This window comes from Streptomyces sp. NPDC032126 (genome assembly GCF_055580085.1).
In genome coordinates this window covers 543652-563212 of sequence record NZ_JBVIMA010000003.1, presented here as the reverse complement: position 1 = coordinate 563212, position 19561 = coordinate 543652, and the positions used below count along the sequence as shown (strand labels likewise).

Genomic DNA, 19561 nt, shown 5'->3' with positions numbered 1-19561 from the left:
CTCCCTCGTGGGGAGCGTTCCGAATCAGAGTGCGCGGCAGGGTGCGCCGGGCGACGCCGGCGCACACATGGTGGTGTGCGGCGACGACGGGCTCGCACACCGGCTCGCCGCCGAACTCCGGGGTGTCTACGGCGAACAGGTCACCCTCGTCGTACCGCCCGCGGAGCGCACCGCCCGGCAGCCGGTCGTCGGGCGGGCCCGTGCGGTGTCGGCGGCGCTGTTCGACCGGGTGGTGAGCGCGGCGGTCGGCCGGCCCGCCAACGGCAACGGCGCCCCGCCCCCGGCGAGTCCCGAATCCGGGGGACAGCAGCGGACGTTGGAGGCCGTCGAGGCGTCCGAGGCGGTGCTGTCCGACGCGGGGGTGGAGCGGGCCGCGGCTCTCGCCCTCGTCTACGACGACGACGAGACGAACATCCGCGCCGCCCTCATCGCGCGCCGGCTCAATCCCCGGCTGCGGCTCGTACTGCGGCTGTACAACCGGCGGTTGGGGGGTTACGTCGAGGAACTCCTCGACCAGGCCGCCGCGTTGGCCTCGGCGGCCGGGGACGCGGTGGGCGGTGACGGGGAGGCGCCGACCACCACCGTGCTGTCCGACGCCGACACCGCGGCGCCCGCGCTCGCCGCGAGCGCGGTCGCCGGTACCACCAAGGTCGTGCAGCTGGGCGGCCTGATGCTGCGCGCGGTCGAGCGGCCACCGGACGAGACCGGGACGGGGGCCGGGTCGGGGGCCGGTCAGGGAGGCTCGGGAGACGGGCCGGCGGCCGTGCTCGCGCTGTTGTCCGTGACGGGTGGCGATCCGGCCGGGGCGGACGGTTCGGAGAGCGGGGACCAGGGGCCGCAGTTGCTGCCCGACGCGGCGACGGTACGGGACGCGCGCGGGCGCGGGACCATGGTGCTGGAGCAGGTGTCCTACGCCGCCGACGCCGGGGCCGCGCTGTCCGCCGGGCGGGGTACGGGGGTGGTGTCGCCGTTCGCCTCGCTGTTCTCGCCGCGGTTGCGGTGGTCGCTGGCCGGGCTCGTGGCGTGCGTGGTGGCGCTGGCCGTGGCGTTGTGGCTGGCCACCGGGATCCATCCGCTGGGCGCGGTGTACCTCACGCTGCTCGATCTGTTCGCCATCAACGATCCGGCGATCGGGGCGAGTACACAGCGGCAGGTGCTGCAACTGCTGTCCGGGCTCGTGGGGTTGTTGCTGCTGCCGGTGCTGCTGGCCGCGGTGCTGGAGGCGCTGGGGACCTTCCGGGGCGCCGGTGCGCTGCGGCGGCCGCCGCGGGGCATGGGCGGGCATGTCGTGCTGCTCGGGCTGGGGAAGATCGGGACGCGGGTGCTGACCCGGCTGCGGGAGCTGAACATTCCCGTCGTGTGCGTCGAGTCGGGGCCCGAGGCGCGGGGGCTCGCCGTGGCGCGGCGGCTGCGGGTGCCGGTCGTGCTCGGGGATGTCACCCAGGAGGGCGTGCTGGAGGCGGCGAAGATCCATCGGGCGCACGCGCTGCTGGCGGTGACCAGCTCCGACACGACGAATCTGGAGGCCGTGCTGTACGCGCGGTCCGTGCGGCCCGATCTGCGGGTGGTGCTGCGGCTGTACGACGACGACTTCGCGACCGCCGTGTACCGCACCCTGCGGGCCGCGCATCCGGGGGCGCAGACGCGGAGCCGGAGTGTGTCGCATCTGGCGGCTCCTTCCTTCGCGGGGGCCATGATGGGGCGGCAGATGCTGGGGGCGATCTCGGTGGAGCGGAGGGTGTTGCTGTTCGCCGCGCTGGAGGTGGGTGGGCACGCCCCGTTGGAGGGGCGGACGGTGGGGGAGGCGTTTCGGGCGGGGTACTGGAAGGTGCTGGCGCTGGACACGGGGGTTGAGGGGGCGGGGTTGGTGTGGGATCTGGCGGAGGACCGGGTGCTGCTGGCGTCGGACAGGGTGGTGCTCGCGGCTACCCGCCGGGGGCTGGCCACCCTGCTCCGCCGCCGCCCCCTCCAGCGCCCCGAGCCGTAGGGGCTCCGCCCCCTGAACCCCCTGTGCCCACCCACCACCCGACGGGGGCGGATGGGCGTGAACGCGTCGGCAGGGCGTCAGGCCAGGTGCCTGTTCGCGAACTGGAGTTCCAGGCGGACCTGCTTGATGCGTTCGTCCACCACCAGGGAGCCGTGGCCCGCGTCGTAGCGGTAGACCTCGTGCTCCGCTCCCCTCGCCTCCAGCCGCTTGACGTAGTTGTCGATCTGGCGGATCGGGCAGCGGGGGTCGTTGACGCCCGCGGAGATGTAGACGGGGGCCTTGACCTGGTCCACGTACGTCAGCGGTGAGGACGCCTCGAAGCGGTCCGGGACCTCCTCGGGGGTGCCGCCGAGCAGCGTGCGGTCCATCGCCTTCAGCGCCTCCATCTCGTCGTGGTACGCCGTGACGTAGTCCGCGACCGGTACCGCCGCGATGCCCAGCGTCCACGCCTCCGGCTGGGTGCCGAGGCCGAGGAGGGTGAGGTAGCCGCCCCAGGAGCCGCCGGTGAGGACGAGGCGGTTCGGGTCGGCGAGCCCCGAGCTCACCGCCCACTCGCGCACCGCCGCGATGTCCTCCAGCTCGATCAGGCCCACCCGCACCTTCAGCGCGTCCGTCCACGCGCGGCCGTACCCCGTCGAGCCGCGGTAGTTGACCCGGATGACCGCATACCCGTGGTCGACCCAGGCCGCCGGTCCCGCCGCGAACGCGTCGCTGTCGTGCCAGGTCGGGCCGCCGTGGATCTCGAAGACCGTCGGGAGGGGTCCCTGCGCTCCCTGGGGGCGCTGGAGCAGCGCGTGGATGCGGCCGCCCGGCCCGTCCACCCAGACGTCCTCCACCGGCACCGAGCCGGGCGAGCGCATGCCCGGCGGGTCCAGGACCACCCCGCCCGCCGTCGAGCGGACGACCGGCGGCTGCGCGGCCGACGACCACAGGTACTCCACGCTGCCGTCGGGGCGGGCCGTCGCCCCGGACACCGTGCCCCGCGGGGTGGGGACGGGCTCCAGCGCGCGGGTCGCCAGGTCGTACCGGAACAGTTCGCTGCGGGCCTCGAAGCTGTGGGCGATCAGCAGCCCGCTGCCGTCCACGTACCACTCGGCGCTCACGTCGCCGGGCAGGTCCAGCGCGAGGTCGCTCTGCTCGCCGGTCGCCACGTCCCACACCAGCGGCTCCCAGCGGCCGCGCCGCTGATGCCCGATGAGCAGCCGGGTGTCGCCGTCGACCGGGGCGAAGCCGAGCACCTCCAGGCCGAGTTCCTTCGTGCCGCCCTCGGTGTCGTCCAGTTCGGCGACCGTGGTGCCGTCGAGGCGCAGGACGCGCAGCGCGGAGTGCATGGCGTCGCCGTGCTCGGTGTGCTCGATGACCAGGAGCGAGCCGTCGTGGGAGAGGTCGCCGACGCCGGCCGACTCGCGGTGGCGGTAGATCTCCACCGGTGACTCGCCGGTGCGGGCCACATGGATCGTCGTACCGTCCTCGTCGGTGGAGCGGCCGACCACCGCCGTGCGGCCGTCGCGGCTCAGGGCGAGGCCCGCCGGGTAGGACGGGTCGAGGCCGGGCGTGGCCAGCTCGTCCTCGCCGCCCGTGAAGGGCTGGCGGCGCCAGACGCCGAACTCGTCGCCGTCCTTGTCGTCGAACCACCAGATCCACTGGCCGTCCGGGGAGAGCACGCCGTCCGTCGTGCCGTTCGCTCTGTTGGTCGCCTGACGCTGCTCGCCGGTGAGACGGTCCCAGGCGTACAGCTCGTACGTCCCTGTCGCGTTCGACACGAACAGGGAGCGGTGCGGGGCGTCCTCCGCCCAGTCGGGCAGCGACACCCTCGGCGCCCGGAAGCGCTTCTCCCAGTCCGGCATCTCCTCGTCCCGCTCAGGCGCGGACGACCCGTTGCTCTCAGTCATGGCCCCATAGTGCCCGCTGCGGCCGACGAGTGAAGGACGAGCTCCCCAGCCTGTGGACAACCGGGCCCCGGACGCCCCTCCCTGTGGACAACCCCGTCACTCCCGCCACCCCGCGCACCACCGCCCCGCCACCCGGCGTTCCCCCCGCCCCGCCGCCCGTCCGCCCGCGCCGCCCCCGTACCGTTGGAGGCGTGTACCGGTTCCTGCTCACCCCCCGATGGTGGGGAATCAACGTCTTCGTGCTGCTGGCGATCCCCTTCTGCGTCTTCATGGGGTCCTGGCAGCTGAGCCGGTTCGAGTCGCGGGTCGACGACCATCGCGCCGCCGCGTCGCAGGTCGCGGAGAACCGTACGGAGGCCCCGCGTCCGCTCACCGAGCTGCTGCCGGTGGACAAGGCGACCTCCGGCAAGCAGGTCACCGTGACCGGCCGGTACGCACAGCAGCTGCTCGTCCCGGACCGGACGCTGGACGACCGCGCCGGCTTCTACGTCCTGACGCTGCTGCGCACCGACTCCGGCAAGGCGCTCCCGGTGGTCCGGGGCTGGCTGCCCGGCAAGGCCGACCCGTCAAGGGCCCCCGCACCGCCGGCCGGCCGGGTGACCGTCAAGGGCGCCCTCCAGGCCTCGGAGACGCCCGGGGACAACGGCGTCAGCGCCCGCGGCGGCCTGCCGGCCGGACAGACCGCGGCGATCAGCGCGGCCTCCCTGGTCAACCTGGTCTCCTACGACCTGTACGACGCCTGGGTCACCCTCGACACCGCCGACCCGGGCATGACGGCGGTCCCGGCGACCGCGCCCGGTGGTACGGGCCTGGATCTGAAGGCGTTCCAGAACCTCGGCTACACCGGTGAGTGGTTCGTCTTCGCCGGGTTCGTGGTGTTCATGTGGTTCCGGCTGTTCCGGCGCGAGGTCGAGTTCGCCCGGGACGCCGAGCTGGGCATCGTCGCGGACGACCGCGCCGAGCCGGGCGACGAGCCGCGGGAGCGGCCCGCCTACGACGACGCCAGCACGCCCGTCCGGTAGATCGTCCCCGCGCAGGCGTTCGGCACGGTCACCGTGACCGTCGGCGCGCCCTCGTCCGCGGTGTACGTGACCACGACGCTGCCGTCGGCCGTGCCGTCCGCCCGCATCAGCTGGGGGGAGGTGCCGGTCGTACCGGTCGTGGTGGTGCCGTCCGTGGTGCCGGTCTGCTCGCTCGGGCTCGGGCTGGGGCTCGGCGACGAGGTTCCTCCCGAGTCCCCGCCGCTGCCGGAGCCGCTGCCGCCGGTGGTGGGGCAGGTCGCCGAGGGCACCCAGGCGAACTTGACGTCGTAGGCCGAGCCGGGCGCGAGGACCAGCCGGGAGACGTAGAGCGACGGGTCGGACAGGCCGGCCGCCGCGTCGCCGGAGGTGTGCTCGGTGATGCTGATCTTGGCGGGGTCGGCGGCGCCCTGCGGGGTGGGCGTCAGGGCGACCTTGCCGCTGACCGCGCAGCTCTGGGAGGAGACGTTGACGACCCGGAAGGTGCCGTAGACGATCCCCGCGGAGTCCGCGCCCTGCACGCTGCCGGTCGCGGAGCCCAGCTGGGCCGCCGTGCAGGCGGGGGCGTCCGCCGGGGACGCGGGGGACGGGCCGGCGCCGCCGGCCGCGCCCGCCGTCTTGCCCTCGCCGGTGCCGCTGCTGCCCCTGACCGTCTCACCGCTCTGCCCGTTGCCCCCGACCCGGCCGGCTGAGCCACCGTCGGGCCCCTTCGCGTCGCCGGCCCCGCCATGGGCTTCGGAGGCCTGGCCGGCGATGGAAGGGTTGGCGTCGGAACCCCCGGAGTTCGACACGTGCAGGACCGCCGGGACGGCGGTGCCGATGAAGAGGGCCGCGGCGGCCATGCCGACGGCGGCCTGCCGCTTGCGGGCCCGGCGGGCGGGGACGGCGCGGCGCAGATGGTCGAGGGTGCCGTCCCGCGGCTCGATCTCGTCGACCGCCTGGTGCAGCATCCGGCGCAGTGCCAGCTCGTCCGAGTCGAGCCCGTGGGGGCCCTGGTCGTCGAGGTGGTGGTTCACGGTTCCGTTCCCAGCGTGCGATTGGTTCGGCTCTTGCTTGTCCTGGGCGCCGTACGGGTGCGTCGGCTCCCGGTGATCCCGGCCCGGCTCTTCCCCGCTCACGTCGACGCCCCCATCGCGGTGCGCAGGGCGGCGATGCCGCGCGAGCCGTAGGCCTTCACGGAGCCCAGGGAGATGCCGAGGGTCTCGGCGACCTGGGCCTCGGTCATGTCGGCGAAGTAGCGCAGGACGAGGACCTCGCGCTGGCGGCGCTGGAGGCCCTTCATCGCCTTGATGAGGGAGTCGCGCTCCAGCTGGTCGTACGCCCCTTCCTCGGCGCTCGCCATGTCCGGCATCGGCTTGGACAGCAGCTTCAGGCCGAGGATGCGGCGGCGCAGGGCCGAGCGGGAGAGGTTGACGACGGTCTGGCGCAGATAGGCCAGGGTCTTCTCGGGGTCGCGGACGCGCTTGCGCGCGGAGTGGACGCGGATGAACGCCTCCTGCACGACGTCCTCGCAGGAGGCGGTGTCGTCGAGGAGGAGCGCGGCGAGGCCGAGGAGCGAGCGGTAGTGCGCTCGGTAGGTCTCGGTGAGGTGGTCGACGGTGGTGCCGGCGGCCACGACCTCCTCGGCGCCGTCGCGCTGACCGGGGATGCGGGTGGGCCGCGCTGCTGGCATGGGCGCGATCACCGGCATGCCGCCGGGTGCCCCGGCAGCGCGGGGCCGGACGATCCGGGTCGGCACGAAGGCCGTACCGCGGGTCGTCGCACGGAAGTCGAGTACCTCAGCCACGCCAGTTGGACACGCGCACCCCGGTCGGGGTTGTACGCGGGCCGCGCTTTTCTGACGCCGGCAAGGGTGCTGCCCGACGTCCCACTTCTCCTCATAGGTCCCGCTCTTCCCCTATGTACCGAACGAACAGGCGTCCCCACGCCTGGGACCACGGCGTCCCCGGCACACCGTGATCAGTCGCCTCCGCAACCCCGGTCGAGGGTGACCGCAAAGACGCTCCCCGCAGTCCGCGCGGTTGCGGATTGCGGGGAGGAAAGCCATCAGTGCGCAAATCCTACAAACGTTTTCGGCCCTGGCCAGGCGTTTCTTTCGCCACAGCGCTTCACGACCACGCAGCCGCAGGGCTTCACGCCCCTCGGCCACAGGGCCTTACGGCCCTCGGCCGCACGGCGTCACGACCGTTCGGCCGCGACGAGTTCCGCGATCTGGGCGGTGTTCAGGGCCGCCCCCTTGCGCAGGTTGTCCCCGCACACGAAGAGCTCCAGGGCGGTCGGATCGTCCAGCGCGCGGCGCACCCGGCCCACCCAGGTGGGGTCGGTGCCGACCACATCGGCGGGGGTCGGGAACTCACCCGCCTCCGGGTCGTCGGACAGCACGACGCCGGGCGCGGTGGCGAGGATCTCACGGGCCCGCCCGACGGTGACCTCGTCCTGGAAGCGGGCGTGGACGGTGAGGGAGTGCACGGTGATCACCGGCACCCGTACGCAGGTCACGGCGACGGGCAGGTGCGGCAGCCCGAGGATCTTGCGGGACTCGTCCCGCACCTTCATCTCCTCCGACGACCAGCCGTCCGCTCGCGCCGACCCGACCCACGGCACGACGTTCAGCGCGACCGGCTCCGGGAAGGGCCCGGTGTCGTCGCCGACGGCCCGGCGCACATCGCCCGGGCCGGTGCCCAGTTCGGTGCCGGCGACCAGGGACAGCTGGCGGCGCAGCGTCTCGACGCCGGCCCGGCCGGCCCCGCTGACCGCCTGGTACGACGACACCACCAGCTCGCGCAGCCCGAAGGCGGCGTGCAGCGCGCCCAGGGCGACGATCATCGTCAGGGTCGCGCAGCCGGGGTTGGCGATGATGCCGCGCGGCCGGACGCGCGCCGCGTGCGGATTGACCTCGGGCACCACGAGCGGCACGTCCGGGTCCATGCGGAAGGCGCCGGAGTTGTCCACGACGACGGCGCCGCGCGCGACGGCGATCGGGGCCCACTGGGCCGCGACCTCGTCGGGCACGTCGAACAGGGCGATGTCGACCCCGTCGAAGACCTCCTCCGACAGGGCCACCACCTCGACCTCCTCGCCGCGCACGGCCAGCTTGCGGCCGGCCGAGCGCGGCGAGGCGACGAGACGGATCTCGCCCCAGATGTCCGCCCGGTGGGACAGGATCTGGAGCATGACCGAGCCGACGGCCCCGGTCGCCCCCACGACCGCGAGCGTCGGCCGCGCGGTGGCGGCCATCAGCGGCCGGTGCCTCCGTAGACGACGGCCTCGTCGCTGTCGGAGTCCAGCCCGAAAGCGGTGTGCACGGCGCGCACGGCCTCGTTGACGTCGTCGGCGCGGGTGACGACCGAGATGCGGATCTCGGAGGTCGAGATCAGCTCGATGTTCACTCCCGCGTCGGACAGCGCGGTGAAGAAGTCGGCCGTCACACCCGGGTTGGTCTTCATGCCGGCGCCGACCAGGGAGATCTTGCCGATCTGGTCGTCGTAGCGCAGGGAGTCGAAGCCGATGCCGGCCTTGTTCTTCTCCAGCGCGTCGATGGCCTTGCGGCCCTCGGCCTTGGGGAGCGTGAAGGAGATGTCGGTCAGTCCGGTCGACGCGGCCGACACGTTCTGCACGATCATGTCGATGTTGATCTCGGCGTCGGAGATCGTCCGGAAGATCGCGGCGGCCTCGCCCGGCTTGTCCGGCACGCCGACGACCGTGATCTTGGCCTCGGAGGTGTCGTGCGCGACACCGGAGATGATGGCCTGCTCCACCTTCTGGTCCCCAATCGGCTCACTGCTGACCCAGGTGCCCTGAAGTCCGCTGAAGGACGACCGGACGTGGATCGGGATGTTGTAGCGGCGGGCGTACTCCACACAGCGGTGGAGCAGCACCTTGGAGCCGGAGGCCGCGAGCTCCAGCATGTCCTCGAAGGCGATCCAGTCGATCTTCTTCGCCTTCTTCACCACGCGCGGGTCGGCGGTGAACACGCCGTCGACGTCGGTGTAGATCTCGCAGACCTCGGCGTCGAGGGCGGCGGCCAGCGCGACGGCCGTCGTGTCGGAACCACCGCGCCCGAGCGTGGTGATGTCCTTCTTGTCCTGGCTGACGCCCTGGAAGCCCGCGACGATGGCGATGTTGCCCTTGTCCAGGGACTCCCGGATGCGGCCCGGCGTGACATCGATGATCCGCGCTTTGTTGTGGACCGAGTCGGTGATGACACCTGCCTGGCTGCCGGTGAAGGACTGGGCCTCGTGGCCCAGGTTTTTGATCGCCATGGCCAGCAGGGCCATGGAGATCCGCTCCCCGGCGGTCAGCAGCATGTCGAACTCACGGCCGGCCGGCATCGGGGATACCTGCTCGGCGAGATCGATCAGCTCGTCCGTCGTGTCGCCCATCGCGGAAACGACGACGACCACCTGGTGGCCGTTCTTCTTCGCTTCCACGATCCGCTTGGCGACGCGCTTGATGCCCTCGGCATCGGCTACGGAGGAGCCTCCGTACTTCTGCACGACAAGGCCCACGTGCGCTCCTCGCTCAGTTTGTCTCTATCCGCACATACGCCCTTGTACTGCGGGTCGGCTCAGTCTATCGAGCGTCCGAAATTCCCCTCCGGGATACCGCATGGTGAGACCTGCGGCCGACGCCCGGGAAGGACCCTGCCCACTGTCACCCGAGAGATGGCTGTGCATTAAATTTCAAGCACTGAGGCCGTGCGCGTGCGGCCGGCGGAAGAGGCTACTTCTGCGCCGGGTCCAACCCCAGCGGGCCGCCGATCTCCTCCTCCATCACCCTGCCCGCCTCGAACTCCAGGGTCTCGTCGCCCATGGCCGCCTGGTCCGTGTCCAGGCCGTCCAGTTCCTCCAGGGGCTGGTTCAGGCGGATGTGGGCCAGGACCGAGTGCAGGGCGCGCAGGGTCGCCGACGCGGTGGTCCCCCAGTTGGAGAAGTAGGAGAACTGCCACCACCACAGGGCCTCCGTGGTGCGGCCGGCCCGGTAGTGGGCCATGCCGTGGCGCAGGTCGGCGATGACATCGGCCAGGTCGTCGGAGATCCGGGCCGGGACCGGCGCCTTGCGGGGCTCGTAGGGGTCGAAGACCTCGGAGTAGACGTCGATCGGGTCCAGCAGCCGCGCGAGGTTCTCGCGGAGTTCGTCGACGTCGATGTCGGGGCCCGCGTCGGGCTCGTAGCGCTCGTCGGGGACGATGTCCTCGTGCGCGCCGAGCCGGCCGCCGGCCAGGAGGAGCTGCGAGACCTCCAGGAGGAGGAAGGGGACCGCCAAGTCCGGCTCGTTCCCCTTCGCGACCTCCGTGACGGCCACCAGGAAGCTCTCCACCTGGTCCGCGATCTGGACCGCGAAGTCGTCCGGGTTCTGGCCGGTCGCGTGCAGCGTGGCGTCAGACATCTAGGAGTCGTCTCCCCTCGAAGGCGCGGCCGAGGGTCACCTCGTCCGCGTATTCCAGGTCGCCACCCACCGGGAGGCCGCTGGCCAGGCGGGTGACCTTCAGGCCCATGGGCTTGATCATGCGGGCGAGGTACGTGGCCGTCGCCTCGCCTTCCAGATTCGGGTCCGTGGCCAGGATCAGCTCTGTGACCGTCCCGTCGGCCAACCGCGCGAGAAGTTCTCGTATACGCAGGTCGTCGGGGCCGACGCCCTCGATCGGGCTGATCGCCCCGCCCAGGACGTGATAGCGGCCGCGGAACTCACGGGTGCGCTCGATGGCGACCACGTCCTTCGGCTCCTCCACCACGCAGATCACCGAGGGATCGCGGCGGGCGTCGCGGCAGATGCCGCACAGCTCCTCCTGCGCCACGTTCCCGCAGGTCGCGCAGAAGCGGACCTTCGCCTTCACTTCGAGCAGCGCGTGAGCGAGGCGCCGTACGTCCGTCGGTTCGGCTTGCAGGATGTGGAAGGCGATCCGCTGCGCGCTCTTGGGACCGACGCCGGGCAGCCGCCCCAGCTCGTCGATGAGGTCCTGGACCACGCCTTCGTACAACGGACTGCCGTCCTTCCTGGATGTCGTTCAGTACGTACGGTAGATGGCCGAGGCCGGTCTGAGAAAGGTCAGAACGGCAGGCCGGGAATGCCACCGCCCAGGCCCTGGGCGAGCGGGCCGAGCTTCTGCTGCTGGAGCGTCTGCGCGTTCTGGTTGGCCGCCTGGACGGCCGCGACGACCAGGTCGGCGAGGGTCTCCGTGTCCTCCGGGTCCACCGCCTTCGGGTCGATACGCAGGGCGCGCAGCTCGCCGGCGCCGGTCACGGTGGCCCTGACCAGGCCGCCGCCGGCCTGGCCGTCGACCTCCGTGTTCGCCAGCTCCTCCTGGGCCCTGGCCAGGTCCTGCTGCATCTTCTGGGCCTGCTGGAGCAGCTGCTGCATATTGGGCTGGCCACCACCGGGGATCACGATCAGCTCCTGTCTGCTTTTCGGTTCTGCCATGAGCCTACGTGCTCCCCGAGGGCGTCGCCCCGCCACTCTTTCGAGTGAGTCGCGACCACGGTCTATACCTGATCAAGGGCCTCTTCCGGGCGGAAAGAGAGCGAAAGCGTCCCCTTCGCCACCCATTGGGCGGTAGGAAGGGTCCGGCACATCAGCATCAGTCGTCACGCTCAGTCACACGCCGAGTCACATGCCGCTGAGTCGCATGCCGACAGCCATTCACGCCTAGTCATCAGGGAGTGCCGGGTGGGTCAGCCGGAGATGCAGCCCGAGGGTGCGCCCCACGACGGGCGGGGCGAGGGCCCGGCCGGGCTGCGGCCGGGCGACCTGACCGGGCGGGCCTTTCCGCTCGGGGACTGGGGCGAGCCCGCGCAGCGGCTGGACGAGCTGTACCGGTGGGTGGAGCGCGGGGCGCTGCAGACGGCGGCCTGGTATCTCGCCGACCGGGTGTGGAAGCGGCGGGGCGCGCGGGCACTGCGGGCCGGGGCGGCGCTGGGCGCGGTCATCGGGGCCGGGCTGCCGCTGCTGGATCTGACCGGGGTGACGGGCGGGGCGGCGGCGTGGGGCTATCCGGCGCTGCTGCTGGCGGTGGCGTGCGTGGGCGTGGACCGGTTCTTCGGGGTGACGTCCGGGTGGATAAGGGACGTGGCCACGGCGCAGGCGGTGCAGCGCCGGCTTCAGGTGCTCCAGTTCGACTGGGCGTCGGAGAGCGTCCGTGAGGTGCTGGGTCCCGCGGAGGGCACGGCGAGCGAGGCGGCCGAGCGGTGCCTGGGGGTGCTGCGGCGCTTCTCGGAGGACGTGACGGAGCTGGTGCGCACGGAGACGGCCGACTGGATGGTGGAGTTCCGCACCGGGTCGGCGCCGCTCGGCATCCAGACGGCGATGGCGGGCTCGGGACGGGGCCAGGAGGCGGGGGGCGTCCCCGGCCGTTTCCCGACCCAGTCCAACGGCACCCGCCCGAACATGCCCCGCCAACGCCCCCCGGAGCCGAGGTGAACAGGCGCGGCTAGCGCGAGTACGTCAGCTTCTCGCCCGTCGCCGGGTTGGTGCGCTGGAGGGTGCCGTCGGGTAGGAGGGTGACCTCCGTGGCGCCGCCCGGGGTGCAGGCGGAGAGGGGCTTGCCGGTGGTGACCGTGGACGGGCCGATCTCCAGCGGGCCGTCCCCACCAGGATCGCGGGACAGCTTCGCGGCGAACTCGCAGTGGTAGTCCGCCCCGTCGGCGATCAGCGTGAGCACCGGGTCGCCGGCCTCCCCCTGCCGCAGGGTCAGTCGCCGTTTGTTGGAGCCGGTCGCGTTGTCGATGGTCGTGGACCAGGTGCCGAGGTACGCCTCCGGGATCGCGCCCTTCTCCGACGCGCTGGGGCTGGGTGACGCCGGCTCCGACTCCGTGGGGGACGCCTCGGTGGGGCTCGGGGCCGCCGAGGTGCGCGTGGGGGTCGGCCCGGCCTGGTTGTCGCCGTCGCCGCCGTTCAGGTAGGCGTAGACCGCGCCGCCCGCCGCCAGCGCCACGACGAGGGCGATGACCAGGAGCAGCGTGGTCGTCCGCCCGTCGCGGCGCGGCACGTCCGGGTCCTGCGGGTCGGGGGCGCCGCCGTGGTCGTAGGGCGGCGGCGTGCCGTACGGCTGCGGCGGCACCGTGGGCCCGCCGTACGGTCCGGCGGCGTACGGGTTGTGCGGGGCCGGGGCGCCCGCCCAGCCGCCGGAACCGGGCTGCGTCGGCTGCTGCTGCGGATAGCCGTACGCCGGCTGCGGGTGCTGCTGGGGTGCCCCGTACGCCGGGTGCGGGGCCGGGATCGCCGGGGCCGTCGGCTGCTGGGCGAGCAGCGTCGGCTGTTCCTCCCGTACGGGCTCGTGGCCCTGCCGGCCGGTGTGCTCGGGGTCCTCCGCGTCCAGCAGCCGCACCGCGTGCCGCCCCAGCTGGGCCACCAGCGCGCCGGGCAGCCACGGCTCCCGGGAGCGGCCCTCGAAGACGGTGTCCTCGGCGCCCGTGTGCTCCAGGATCCACGCGAGCGAGGGCCGGGTCGCCGGGTCCTTGCGCAGGCAGGCGCGGACCAGGTCGGCTATGCCCTCGGGCAGGCCCGTCAGGTCCGGTTCCTCCTCGGCGATGCGGAACATCAGCGCGTGCGCCCCGCTGTCGGCGGAGCCGAAGGGGAGGGCGCCGGTGGCCGCGTAGGCGAGGACGGAGCCGAGGCAGAAGATGTCGCAGGCGGGCGTGATCGGCTCGCCGCGCACCTGCTCGGGGGCCATGAAGCCGGGTGAGCCGATCACGGCGCCGGTCTGTGTCAGCCCGCCGGGGCCGCTGTCGGCCACCGACTCCAGGGCCCGCGCGACCCCGAAGTCGATGACCCGGGGCCCTTCGATGGTGACCATCACATTGGACGGCTTGAGGTCGCGGTGGACGATGCCGGCCGCGTGGATGTTGGTGAGGGCGTGCGCGAGGCCGGCGCCGAGGATGCGCACCGAGCGTTCGGGCAGCGGGCCGTGATCGCGGCCGACGACCTGCTGGAGGCTCGGCCCGGCGACATAGCCGGTCGCCACCCAGGGCACGGCGGCCTCGGTGTCGGCGTCGAGGACGGGCGCGGTCCAGTAGCCGCCGACCCGCTGGGCGTTGCGCACCTCGTGCCGGAAGCGGGCCCGGAACTCGTCACGGGCGGCCAGGTCGGGCCGCACCAGCTTGACGGCGACCATCCGGCCCCGGTCGGACCGGGCGAGGTAGACCCGGCCCATGCCGCCGGCACCCAGCCGCCCGAGCAGCCGGTAGCCGCCGATGCTCTGCGGATCCCCGGGCTCCAGGTTCTCCATGGCCGCCCCACCTTCCCCCCACATATGTGATCGGCCCGAGGATAATCCGGCCATTCGGGAAGTCGTGCGGCGCGATGTCTACGGTTCCGTAACGGGGTGCGGCGACGGCGCGAGGCTGTCGAGTTCCTCCAACACCTTCGACAGCCGTTCGAGAGTCTCCACGGCCGCCGCCAGCTCCGCCTCGCCGCTGTACGCCTCGGCCAGCCGGTCGGCGAACTCCGCGTGGCCGGGGCCGATTCGGCCGATCGCGGCGCGGCCCTCCGCCGTGGGGGCGAGGAGCTTGGCGCGGCGGTGGGCCGGATTGGGCCGGTACTCGGCCAGCCCGCGCTCGACCAGCAGGTCGGCGATCCGCTGCACGCTCTGCCGAGTGATCCCCATCACCCGGGCGATCCCGGCGACCGGCAGCGGCTCCCCCAGCACCGCGCCCAGCACCTGCCACCACGCGGCGGTGATCCCGGCGGGCCGCGCCAGTTCCTCGGCGACGGCGAGGAACTGTCCGTTCAGCCGGAACACCCCGAGGGCGCCACGGCTGAGCAGTTCCTGACGCTCACGGCTCACGCGGCGCCCGCCCTCTGCAGCACGAAGTACGCCTCGGCGTCGGAGTCGTGGAACAGCCGGTACCAGGCGTCCAGCACCTCGCCCTCGTACACCCCGAGCAGCCGGAAGACCTCCCGGGCGAAGGCGACGGGCTCGGTGGGTCCGGCGGTGATCAGGTTCCGGTCGGTGACCGCGTCGGTGTCGACGTACCGCCCGGCTCCGGCGTAGTCGGTGGCGGCCAGGTAGTACGGGCTCGCGCTGGTGTGGTCGCGGTCGTCGAGCAGCCCCTCGGCGGCGAGCCCGGCGGTGGCCCCGCAGATCGCGGCGACGGGGACACCGGCCCGCAGGAACTCCCGCGCCGTGCGGGCGAAGGGGGCCAGGTCGTCCGTGGCGTCCCAGAGGTCCGCGCCCGGCAGGATCAGCAGGGAGCTGTCCTCGGGGCGTACGGCGTCCAGGGCCAGGTCGGGGCGGATGCGCAGTCCGCCGATGCTCGTGACGGGCTCGGGCGTGAGGCCGATCGTCGGCACCTCGTACCCGGCGCGGGCGAGATACGCGGTCGTGTGCCCGGTCTCCCAGTCGGCGAGGCTGTCGTACACGGCGTGATGCACGGGCTTGCGGTTCATGACGCCTCCCGGAGCGGAATGCCCCTAACGCTTATGACAGCATACTGGCACATTGACAGCACACTGTCGATAGCATCACGCCCCCACCCTCACGGCTGGACCGTCTGCGTCGGCGAGCACTCCATCTCCTTCTGCACGGGGATCGCCCCGCAGATCGTCACGGTCTCGGCCGGGGCCTCGGCGGTGACGGCCAGCATCTTCGTGTAGGTGTCCCGGTCGATGCGGATCCGCGCCTCCTGCTCCAGCTCCGTGCGGTCCTTGATCTTGACGGTGTCCCCCACCGCGCCGTTCTCGATCCGGCCCCACACCGACTGGCACGCCTCGCTGTAGCGGAGCTCGATGTGCATGCCGCGCAGCACGGTCTGGCGGGCCGTGATGGCGTCCCACTGGCAGTCCATCGCCTGGGGGTCGCGTCCGATGCAGGTGTCGGACCGGCATCCCACGTGGACCTCGCCGGCGGCCGCCACGGTCCCACCCCCCGTCTCGGTGGCCGTGGGGCCGGCGACGCCGGTGCCGGTCTCGGACACGCCGGCCTCGAAGACCAGACCGGTGGCGAGGGAACCCATCAGGGCCCCGCCCGCTATGTAGCCGAGTACGGTGAGCCGGTGCCGCCAGTGGCGGGCGAGGGGCTGCGGGACGTCCCCGGGCAGGTCGGCCTCGGGCTCGGACGCCTCGACGACCGCATCGGAAGCCGGGCCGGAAACGGGGCCGGAAGTCACCGTGGGCGCGCCGGCCTCCGCCAGCAGCGCCAGCAACGGCTCCGCGTCCTCCCCGGCGACGGCGGCCAGCTGCTCCACGGCGGCCGGGGTGGGCAGCTGCTTGCCGTTGAGGAAGCGTTCCCACGACGAGCGGCTGTAGTGCGTCCGGTCGGCCAGCCGCCCGAAGCTGAGCCGCGACGCCTCCTTCAGCCGGCGCAGCTCCGCCACCAGCTCGGCCTTCGCGCGCTCTCCCGCGCTCCCGGCTCGCTCGGCTCTCTTGCCTTCCGCCACGTGACGTCCCCCTGGGTTCCCTGTGCGACGCGTCCTCCCGGTCGCCGTGGCGCATTTTAAGCGGCCGGAAGGCCGATCTCCTTATGTCTCTGATGCCATGTCATGTACGGCATGCCGACCTCACCGACCCCGGGACGTCCCAGGGATGGTGACGGGACGTCCGGTGCCACCTCCACCGGCGCCTCCCGGGATGCCGCACCCCCTCTGGGACGGCCCCTCACCAGGTGACGATGACTCCCGCACCGCTCACCCGTTCGACCCGAGGAGACCCGTCATGCGCCGTCCCCGTACGCCCCGCACCCTCGCCGCGCTCGCCCTCGCGGCGGCCGCAGCCGGCACCCTGCTCACCGCCGCGCCCGCCCAGGCCGGCAGCTACCTGTCCTCCTGCATCAACACGGTCGGCTCGCGGACCTCGCCGAACGGCGTCTGGACCATCCCGGCGCGGAACTTCTCCTACGGATCGTCGGGCGTCTGCGTCAGGGAGATCCAGTCCGACGTCGCCTCGATCATCGGCGTCGACGAGGCCGACTGGCACAACGGCGGCTTCGTCGACGGCCAGTGGGGCCCGACGACCGACAAGTACGTGCGCCGCTTCCAGAGCGCGGCCGGCCTGTCGGCGGACGGCGTCGTCGGCCCGCAGACCTGGCAGGCCCTGGTCTCCCGCACGACGGACTGACCTCCTCCCCCCTCCCCGCACAACCCCTCCAACCGATACAGGTGACCATCCCCATGAGAATCCCCGCCGTCGCCGCCAAGGCCCTCACCGTCGGTGCCGCCTCCGCCGCCCTGGTCGTCGGACTGACCGGCAGCGCGAGCGCCGCCGCCTACGACTACGCGGACCCGATCTCCTCCGGCTGCTCCAGCAGCGCCATCACCGCCAAGTCGAACGCGATCTACGTCGGCAGCACGCGCGTCGGCACGATCGAGCTGCGTTACAGCACGAGCTGCCGGACCGTCTGGGCCCGCGTGCAGTCCTCGGGCCCCTACGGCGACGCGTCCATCACCCGCACGTCGGACTGGGAGTGGGACGTCTGCGACAGCCTGTCGTGGAGCCCCTCCCTGGGCCAGTACAGCTGCTACACGCGCATGCTGAACGACGCGGGCGTCCAGTCGTACGCGCGCGGCGGCGCCTCGCTCTCCAACGGCTACCGCTCGGACGAGGTCGAGACCGGCCGCTACTGATCCCCCACGGATCCACCGGCACACGTACGCCGGCCCGCGCGGCCACGGGGGCCGCGCGGGCCGGAACGGACGGTGACGGAAGGCGGCGGAGACGGCGGAAGACGGCCGGGGCCGGATGGGGCCGGGCCGGATCGGGCCGGGCCGGATCGGGCCGTGCCCGGATCGGGCGGGGCTGGATCGGGCGGGGCTGGATCGGGCGGGGCCAGATCGGGCCGTGCCCGGATCGGACGGGGCCAGATCGGGCCGTGCCCGGACGGGGCTGTGCCCGGACGGGGCTGTGCCCGGATCCGGCGGGGGCCGGAAGGGGCCGTGCCCGGACGGGGCTGTGCCCGGATCCGGCGGGGGCCGGAAGGGGCCGTGCCCGGACGGGGCTGTGCCCGGATCGGGCGGGGCCAGATGGGGCCGTGCCCGGATCGGGGCGTGCCCGGATCCGGCGGGGGCCGGATCGGGCCGTGCCCGGACGGGGCTGTGCCCGGATCCGGCGGGGGCCGGATCGGGCCGTGGTCGGACCAGGCCGTGGCCATATCCGCCCGTGGCCGGATCGGGCCGTGTCCGGTGACACAGTGTCGAGCCCCGCTCCCCGCCTGCGTGCACGATGCCGATACCGCTTCCGCATCGCGGACATTTACCCTCACCGGCATGACCCCTCAGACCGATCCCCAGGCCGGCGCGGCCGTGAAGGCCGCGGACCGTGCGCACGTCTTCCACTCCTGGTCCGCGCAGGAGCTCATCGACCCGCTCGCCGTCGCCGGCGCGGAGGGGTCGTACTTCTGGGACTACGACGGCAACCGCTACCTCGACTTCACCAGCGGCCTCGTCTACACCAACATCGGCTACCAGCACCCCAAGGTCGTCGCCGCGATCCAGGAGCAGGCGGCGAAGATGACGACCTTCGCGCCCGCCTTCGCGGTGGAGGCGCGGTCCGAGGCGGCACGGCTGATCGCCGAGCGCACCCCCGGCGACCTCGACAAGATCTTCTTCACCAACGGCGGCGCGGACGCCGTCGAGCACGCGGTGCGCATGGCCCGGCTGCACACGGGCCGCCCGAAGGTCCTGTCGACGTACCGCTCGTACCACGGCGGCACCCAGCAGGCCGTGAACATCACCGGCGACCCCCGCCGCTGGGCCAACGACAGCGCCTCCAACGGGGTCGTGCACTTCTGGGCGCCCTACCTCTACCGCACCCGCTTCTACGCCGAGACCGAGGAGCAGGAGTGCGCCCGCGCCCTTGAGCACCTGGAGACGACGATCGCCTTCGAGGGGCCGGGGACCATCGCCGCGATCATCCTGGAGACCATTCCGGGCACCGCCGGCATCATGATCCCGCCGCCCGGCTATCTCGCCGGGGTGCGCGAGCTGTGCGACAAGTACGGGATCGTCTTCATCCTCGACGAGGTCATGGCCGGGTTCGGGCGGACCGGCGAGTGGTTCGCGGCCGACCTGTTCGACGTCGTGCCCGACCTGATGACCTTCGCCAAGGGCGTGAACAGCGGATACGTCCCGCTGGGCGGTGTCGCCATCTCCGGCGCGATCGCCGAGACCTTCGCCAAGCGGCCGTACCCGGGCGGTCTGACGTACTCCGGGCATCCGCTGGCCTGCGCCGCCGCCGTCGCGACGATCGGCGTGATGGCGGAGGAGGGCGTCGTGGAGAACGCGAAGAACCTCGGCGCGAAGGTCCTCGGTCCGGCCCTGCGCGAGCTGGCCGAGCGGCACCCGAGCGTCGGCGAGGTGCGCGGCACCGGCATGTTCTGGGCGATCGAGCTGGTCCGCGACCGGGAGACCCGCGAGCCGCTCGTGCCGTACAACGCGGCGGGCGAGGCCAACGCCCCGATGGCGGCCTTCGCGGCGGCCGCCAAGAAGAACGGCATCTGGCCCTTCGTGAACATGAACCGCACCCATGTCGTCCCGCCCTGCAACGTCTCCGAGTCCGAGCTGAAGGAGGGCTTGGCGGCCCTGGACGCGGCGCTCACGGTGGCGGACGAGCACACCGCGTAAGGAGCCCGAACAGGTAGGGCCTCTCCCGAATCGAACGCGTAAGGTGACGTGCTCGTAGATAGGTGTACGAGCACGCCACCGGCCGTATCCCGGCCCCGTCGACGAGGGAGACGC

18 protein-coding genes are annotated in these 19561 nt (G+C 72.8%); 6 read left to right on the top strand and 12 right to left on the bottom strand.

The window, feature by feature from the left end; genetic code table 11:
* The first annotated feature begins 67 nt into the window (after nucleotides 1-67).
* Complete coding sequence (locus tag ACZ5NW_RS15520) at nucleotides 68-1987, top strand: NAD-binding protein (protein ID WP_468744499.1); 1920 nt, start codon at nucleotides 68-70, stop codon at nucleotides 1985-1987.
* Between the two features lie 77 nt (nucleotides 1988-2064).
* On the opposite strand, the gene ACZ5NW_RS15515 is transcribed toward ACZ5NW_RS15520, so the two are convergent.
* Nucleotides 2065-3879 carry a S9 family peptidase gene (locus ACZ5NW_RS15515; RefSeq protein ID WP_468744328.1) on the bottom strand — a complete coding sequence of 605 codons (1815 nt, stop codon included), beginning with the start codon at nucleotides 3877-3879 and terminating at the stop codon, nucleotides 2065-2067.
* A gap of 191 nt (nucleotides 3880-4070) precedes the next feature.
* On the opposite strand from ACZ5NW_RS15515, the gene ACZ5NW_RS15510 reads away from it, so the two are divergent.
* Nucleotides 4071-4901, top strand: coding sequence for an SURF1 family protein (locus ACZ5NW_RS15510; protein ID WP_468744327.1), 831 nt, complete (start codon nucleotides 4071-4073; stop codon nucleotides 4899-4901).
* Here ACZ5NW_RS15510 and ACZ5NW_RS15505 read toward each other — a convergent pair.
* The 7 genes from ACZ5NW_RS15505 to ACZ5NW_RS15475 all read right to left on the bottom strand — a co-directional run bounded on the left by ACZ5NW_RS15505 (nucleotide 4871) and on the right by ACZ5NW_RS15475 (nucleotide 11285).
* A complete protein-coding gene (locus tag ACZ5NW_RS15505; protein ID WP_468744326.1) occupies nucleotides 4871-5914 on the bottom strand; it encodes a hypothetical protein in 1044 nt (347 codons plus the stop codon). The two genes, ACZ5NW_RS15510 and ACZ5NW_RS15505, sit on opposite strands and share 31 nt — an antisense overlap.
* A gap of 98 nt (nucleotides 5915-6012) precedes the next feature.
* Nucleotides 6013-6684 carry a SigE family RNA polymerase sigma factor gene (locus ACZ5NW_RS15500; protein ID WP_468744325.1) on the bottom strand — a complete coding sequence of 224 codons (672 nt, stop codon included), beginning with the start codon at nucleotides 6682-6684 and terminating at the stop codon, nucleotides 6013-6015.
* Nucleotides 6685-7076: 392 nt separating this feature from the next.
* Nucleotides 7077-8135: an aspartate-semialdehyde dehydrogenase gene (locus tag ACZ5NW_RS15495; protein ID WP_468744324.1), complete on the bottom strand. Its 1059-nt coding sequence runs from the start codon at nucleotides 8133-8135 to the stop codon at nucleotides 7077-7079.
* Nucleotides 8135-9406, bottom strand: coding sequence for an aspartate kinase (locus ACZ5NW_RS15490; RefSeq protein ID WP_403825795.1), 1272 nt, complete (start codon nucleotides 9404-9406; stop codon nucleotides 8135-8137). The genes ACZ5NW_RS15495 and ACZ5NW_RS15490 overlap by 1 nt, the downstream gene beginning before the upstream one ends.
* A 214-nt stretch (nucleotides 9407-9620) precedes the next feature.
* Nucleotides 9621-10286: a DUF5063 domain-containing protein gene (locus ACZ5NW_RS15485; protein ID WP_468744323.1), complete on the bottom strand. Its 666-nt coding sequence runs from the start codon at nucleotides 10284-10286 to the stop codon at nucleotides 9621-9623.
* Complete coding sequence (gene recR, locus ACZ5NW_RS15480; protein WP_468744322.1) at nucleotides 10279-10878, bottom strand: recombination mediator RecR; 600 nt, start codon at nucleotides 10876-10878, stop codon at nucleotides 10279-10281. Before recR ends, ACZ5NW_RS15485 begins: the two co-directional genes overlap by 8 nt.
* Before the next feature lie 68 nt (nucleotides 10879-10946).
* On the bottom strand, nucleotides 10947-11285 hold the full coding sequence (locus ACZ5NW_RS15475) for a YbaB/EbfC family nucleoid-associated protein (protein WP_468744498.1): 339 nt from the start codon (nucleotides 11283-11285) through the stop codon (nucleotides 10947-10949).
* Between the two features lie 279 nt (nucleotides 11286-11564).
* Between ACZ5NW_RS15475 and ACZ5NW_RS15470 the strand changes: the two genes are divergently transcribed.
* A complete protein-coding gene (locus ACZ5NW_RS15470) occupies nucleotides 11565-12314 on the top strand; it encodes an SLATT domain-containing protein (protein WP_468744321.1) in 750 nt (249 codons plus the stop codon).
* A 10-nt stretch (nucleotides 12315-12324) separates the two neighbouring features.
* Here the strand turns inward: ACZ5NW_RS15470 and ACZ5NW_RS15465 are convergent, their stop codons facing one another.
* The 4 genes from ACZ5NW_RS15465 to ACZ5NW_RS15450 form a co-directional block, all read right to left on the bottom strand.
* Complete coding sequence (locus tag ACZ5NW_RS15465) at nucleotides 12325-14121, bottom strand: serine/threonine-protein kinase (protein WP_468744320.1); 1797 nt, start codon at nucleotides 14119-14121, stop codon at nucleotides 12325-12327.
* A 78-nt stretch (nucleotides 14122-14199) separates the two neighbouring features.
* Nucleotides 14200-14679 carry a MarR family winged helix-turn-helix transcriptional regulator gene (locus ACZ5NW_RS15460; protein WP_468744319.1) on the bottom strand — a complete coding sequence of 160 codons (480 nt, stop codon included), beginning with the start codon at nucleotides 14677-14679 and terminating at the stop codon, nucleotides 14200-14202.
* Nucleotides 14676-15281 carry a type 1 glutamine amidotransferase family protein gene (locus tag ACZ5NW_RS15455; RefSeq protein ID WP_468744318.1) on the bottom strand — a complete coding sequence of 202 codons (606 nt, stop codon included), beginning with the start codon at nucleotides 15279-15281 and terminating at the stop codon, nucleotides 14676-14678. The genes ACZ5NW_RS15460 and ACZ5NW_RS15455 overlap by 4 nt, the downstream gene beginning before the upstream one ends.
* An 89-nt stretch (nucleotides 15282-15370) precedes the next feature.
* A complete protein-coding gene (locus ACZ5NW_RS15450) occupies nucleotides 15371-16270 on the bottom strand; it encodes a helix-turn-helix domain-containing protein (RefSeq protein WP_468744317.1) in 900 nt (299 codons plus the stop codon).
* A gap of 274 nt (nucleotides 16271-16544) precedes the next feature.
* Between ACZ5NW_RS15450 and ACZ5NW_RS15445 the strand changes: the two genes are divergently transcribed.
* The 3 genes from ACZ5NW_RS15445 to ACZ5NW_RS15435 all read left to right on the top strand — a co-directional run bounded on the left by ACZ5NW_RS15445 (nucleotide 16545) and on the right by ACZ5NW_RS15435 (nucleotide 19447).
* Nucleotides 16545-16946 (top strand): peptidoglycan-binding domain-containing protein, encoded by a 402-nt coding sequence (locus tag ACZ5NW_RS15445; protein ID WP_468744316.1) that lies wholly within the window; start codon nucleotides 16545-16547, stop codon nucleotides 16944-16946.
* Nucleotides 16947-16999: 53 nt separating this feature from the next.
* Complete coding sequence (locus ACZ5NW_RS15440; RefSeq protein WP_468744315.1) at nucleotides 17000-17452, top strand: DUF2690 domain-containing protein; 453 nt, start codon at nucleotides 17000-17002, stop codon at nucleotides 17450-17452.
* 639 nt (nucleotides 17453-18091) lie between these two features.
* Nucleotides 18092-19447: an aminotransferase class III-fold pyridoxal phosphate-dependent enzyme gene (locus ACZ5NW_RS15435; protein WP_468744314.1), complete on the top strand. Its 1356-nt coding sequence runs from the start codon at nucleotides 18092-18094 to the stop codon at nucleotides 19445-19447.
* The last annotated feature ends 114 nt before the right edge of the window (nucleotides 19448-19561 follow it).

Excerpts from the sequence above, each read along its gene's own strand:
- ACZ5NW_RS15520 (WP_468744499.1), top strand. The coding sequence starts at position 68 with ATGGTGGTGTGCGGCGACGACGGGCTCGCACACCGGCTCGCCGCCGAA.
- ACZ5NW_RS15515 (WP_468744328.1), bottom strand. The coding sequence starts at position 3,879 with ATGACTGAGAGCAACGGGTCGTCCGCGCCTGAGCGGGACGAGGAGATG.
- ACZ5NW_RS15495 (WP_468744324.1), bottom strand. The coding sequence starts at position 8,135 with ATGGCCGCCACCGCGCGGCCGACGCTCGCGGTCGTGGGGGCGACCGGG.
- ACZ5NW_RS15485 (WP_468744323.1), bottom strand. The coding sequence starts at position 10,286 with ATGTCTGACGCCACGCTGCACGCGACCGGCCAGAACCCGGACGACTTC.
- ACZ5NW_RS15465 (WP_468744320.1), bottom strand. The coding sequence starts at position 14,121 with ATGGAGAACCTGGAGCCCGGGGATCCGCAGAGCATCGGCGGCTACCGG.
- ACZ5NW_RS15455 (WP_468744318.1), bottom strand. The coding sequence starts at position 15,281 with ATGAACCGCAAGCCCGTGCATCACGCCGTGTACGACAGCCTCGCCGAC.
- ACZ5NW_RS15445 (WP_468744316.1), top strand. The coding sequence starts at position 16,545 with ATGCGCCGTCCCCGTACGCCCCGCACCCTCGCCGCGCTCGCCCTCGCG.
- ACZ5NW_RS15440 (WP_468744315.1), top strand. The coding sequence starts at position 17,000 with ATGAGAATCCCCGCCGTCGCCGCCAAGGCCCTCACCGTCGGTGCCGCC.
- ACZ5NW_RS15435 (WP_468744314.1), top strand. The coding sequence starts at position 18,092 with ATGACCCCTCAGACCGATCCCCAGGCCGGCGCGGCCGTGAAGGCCGCG.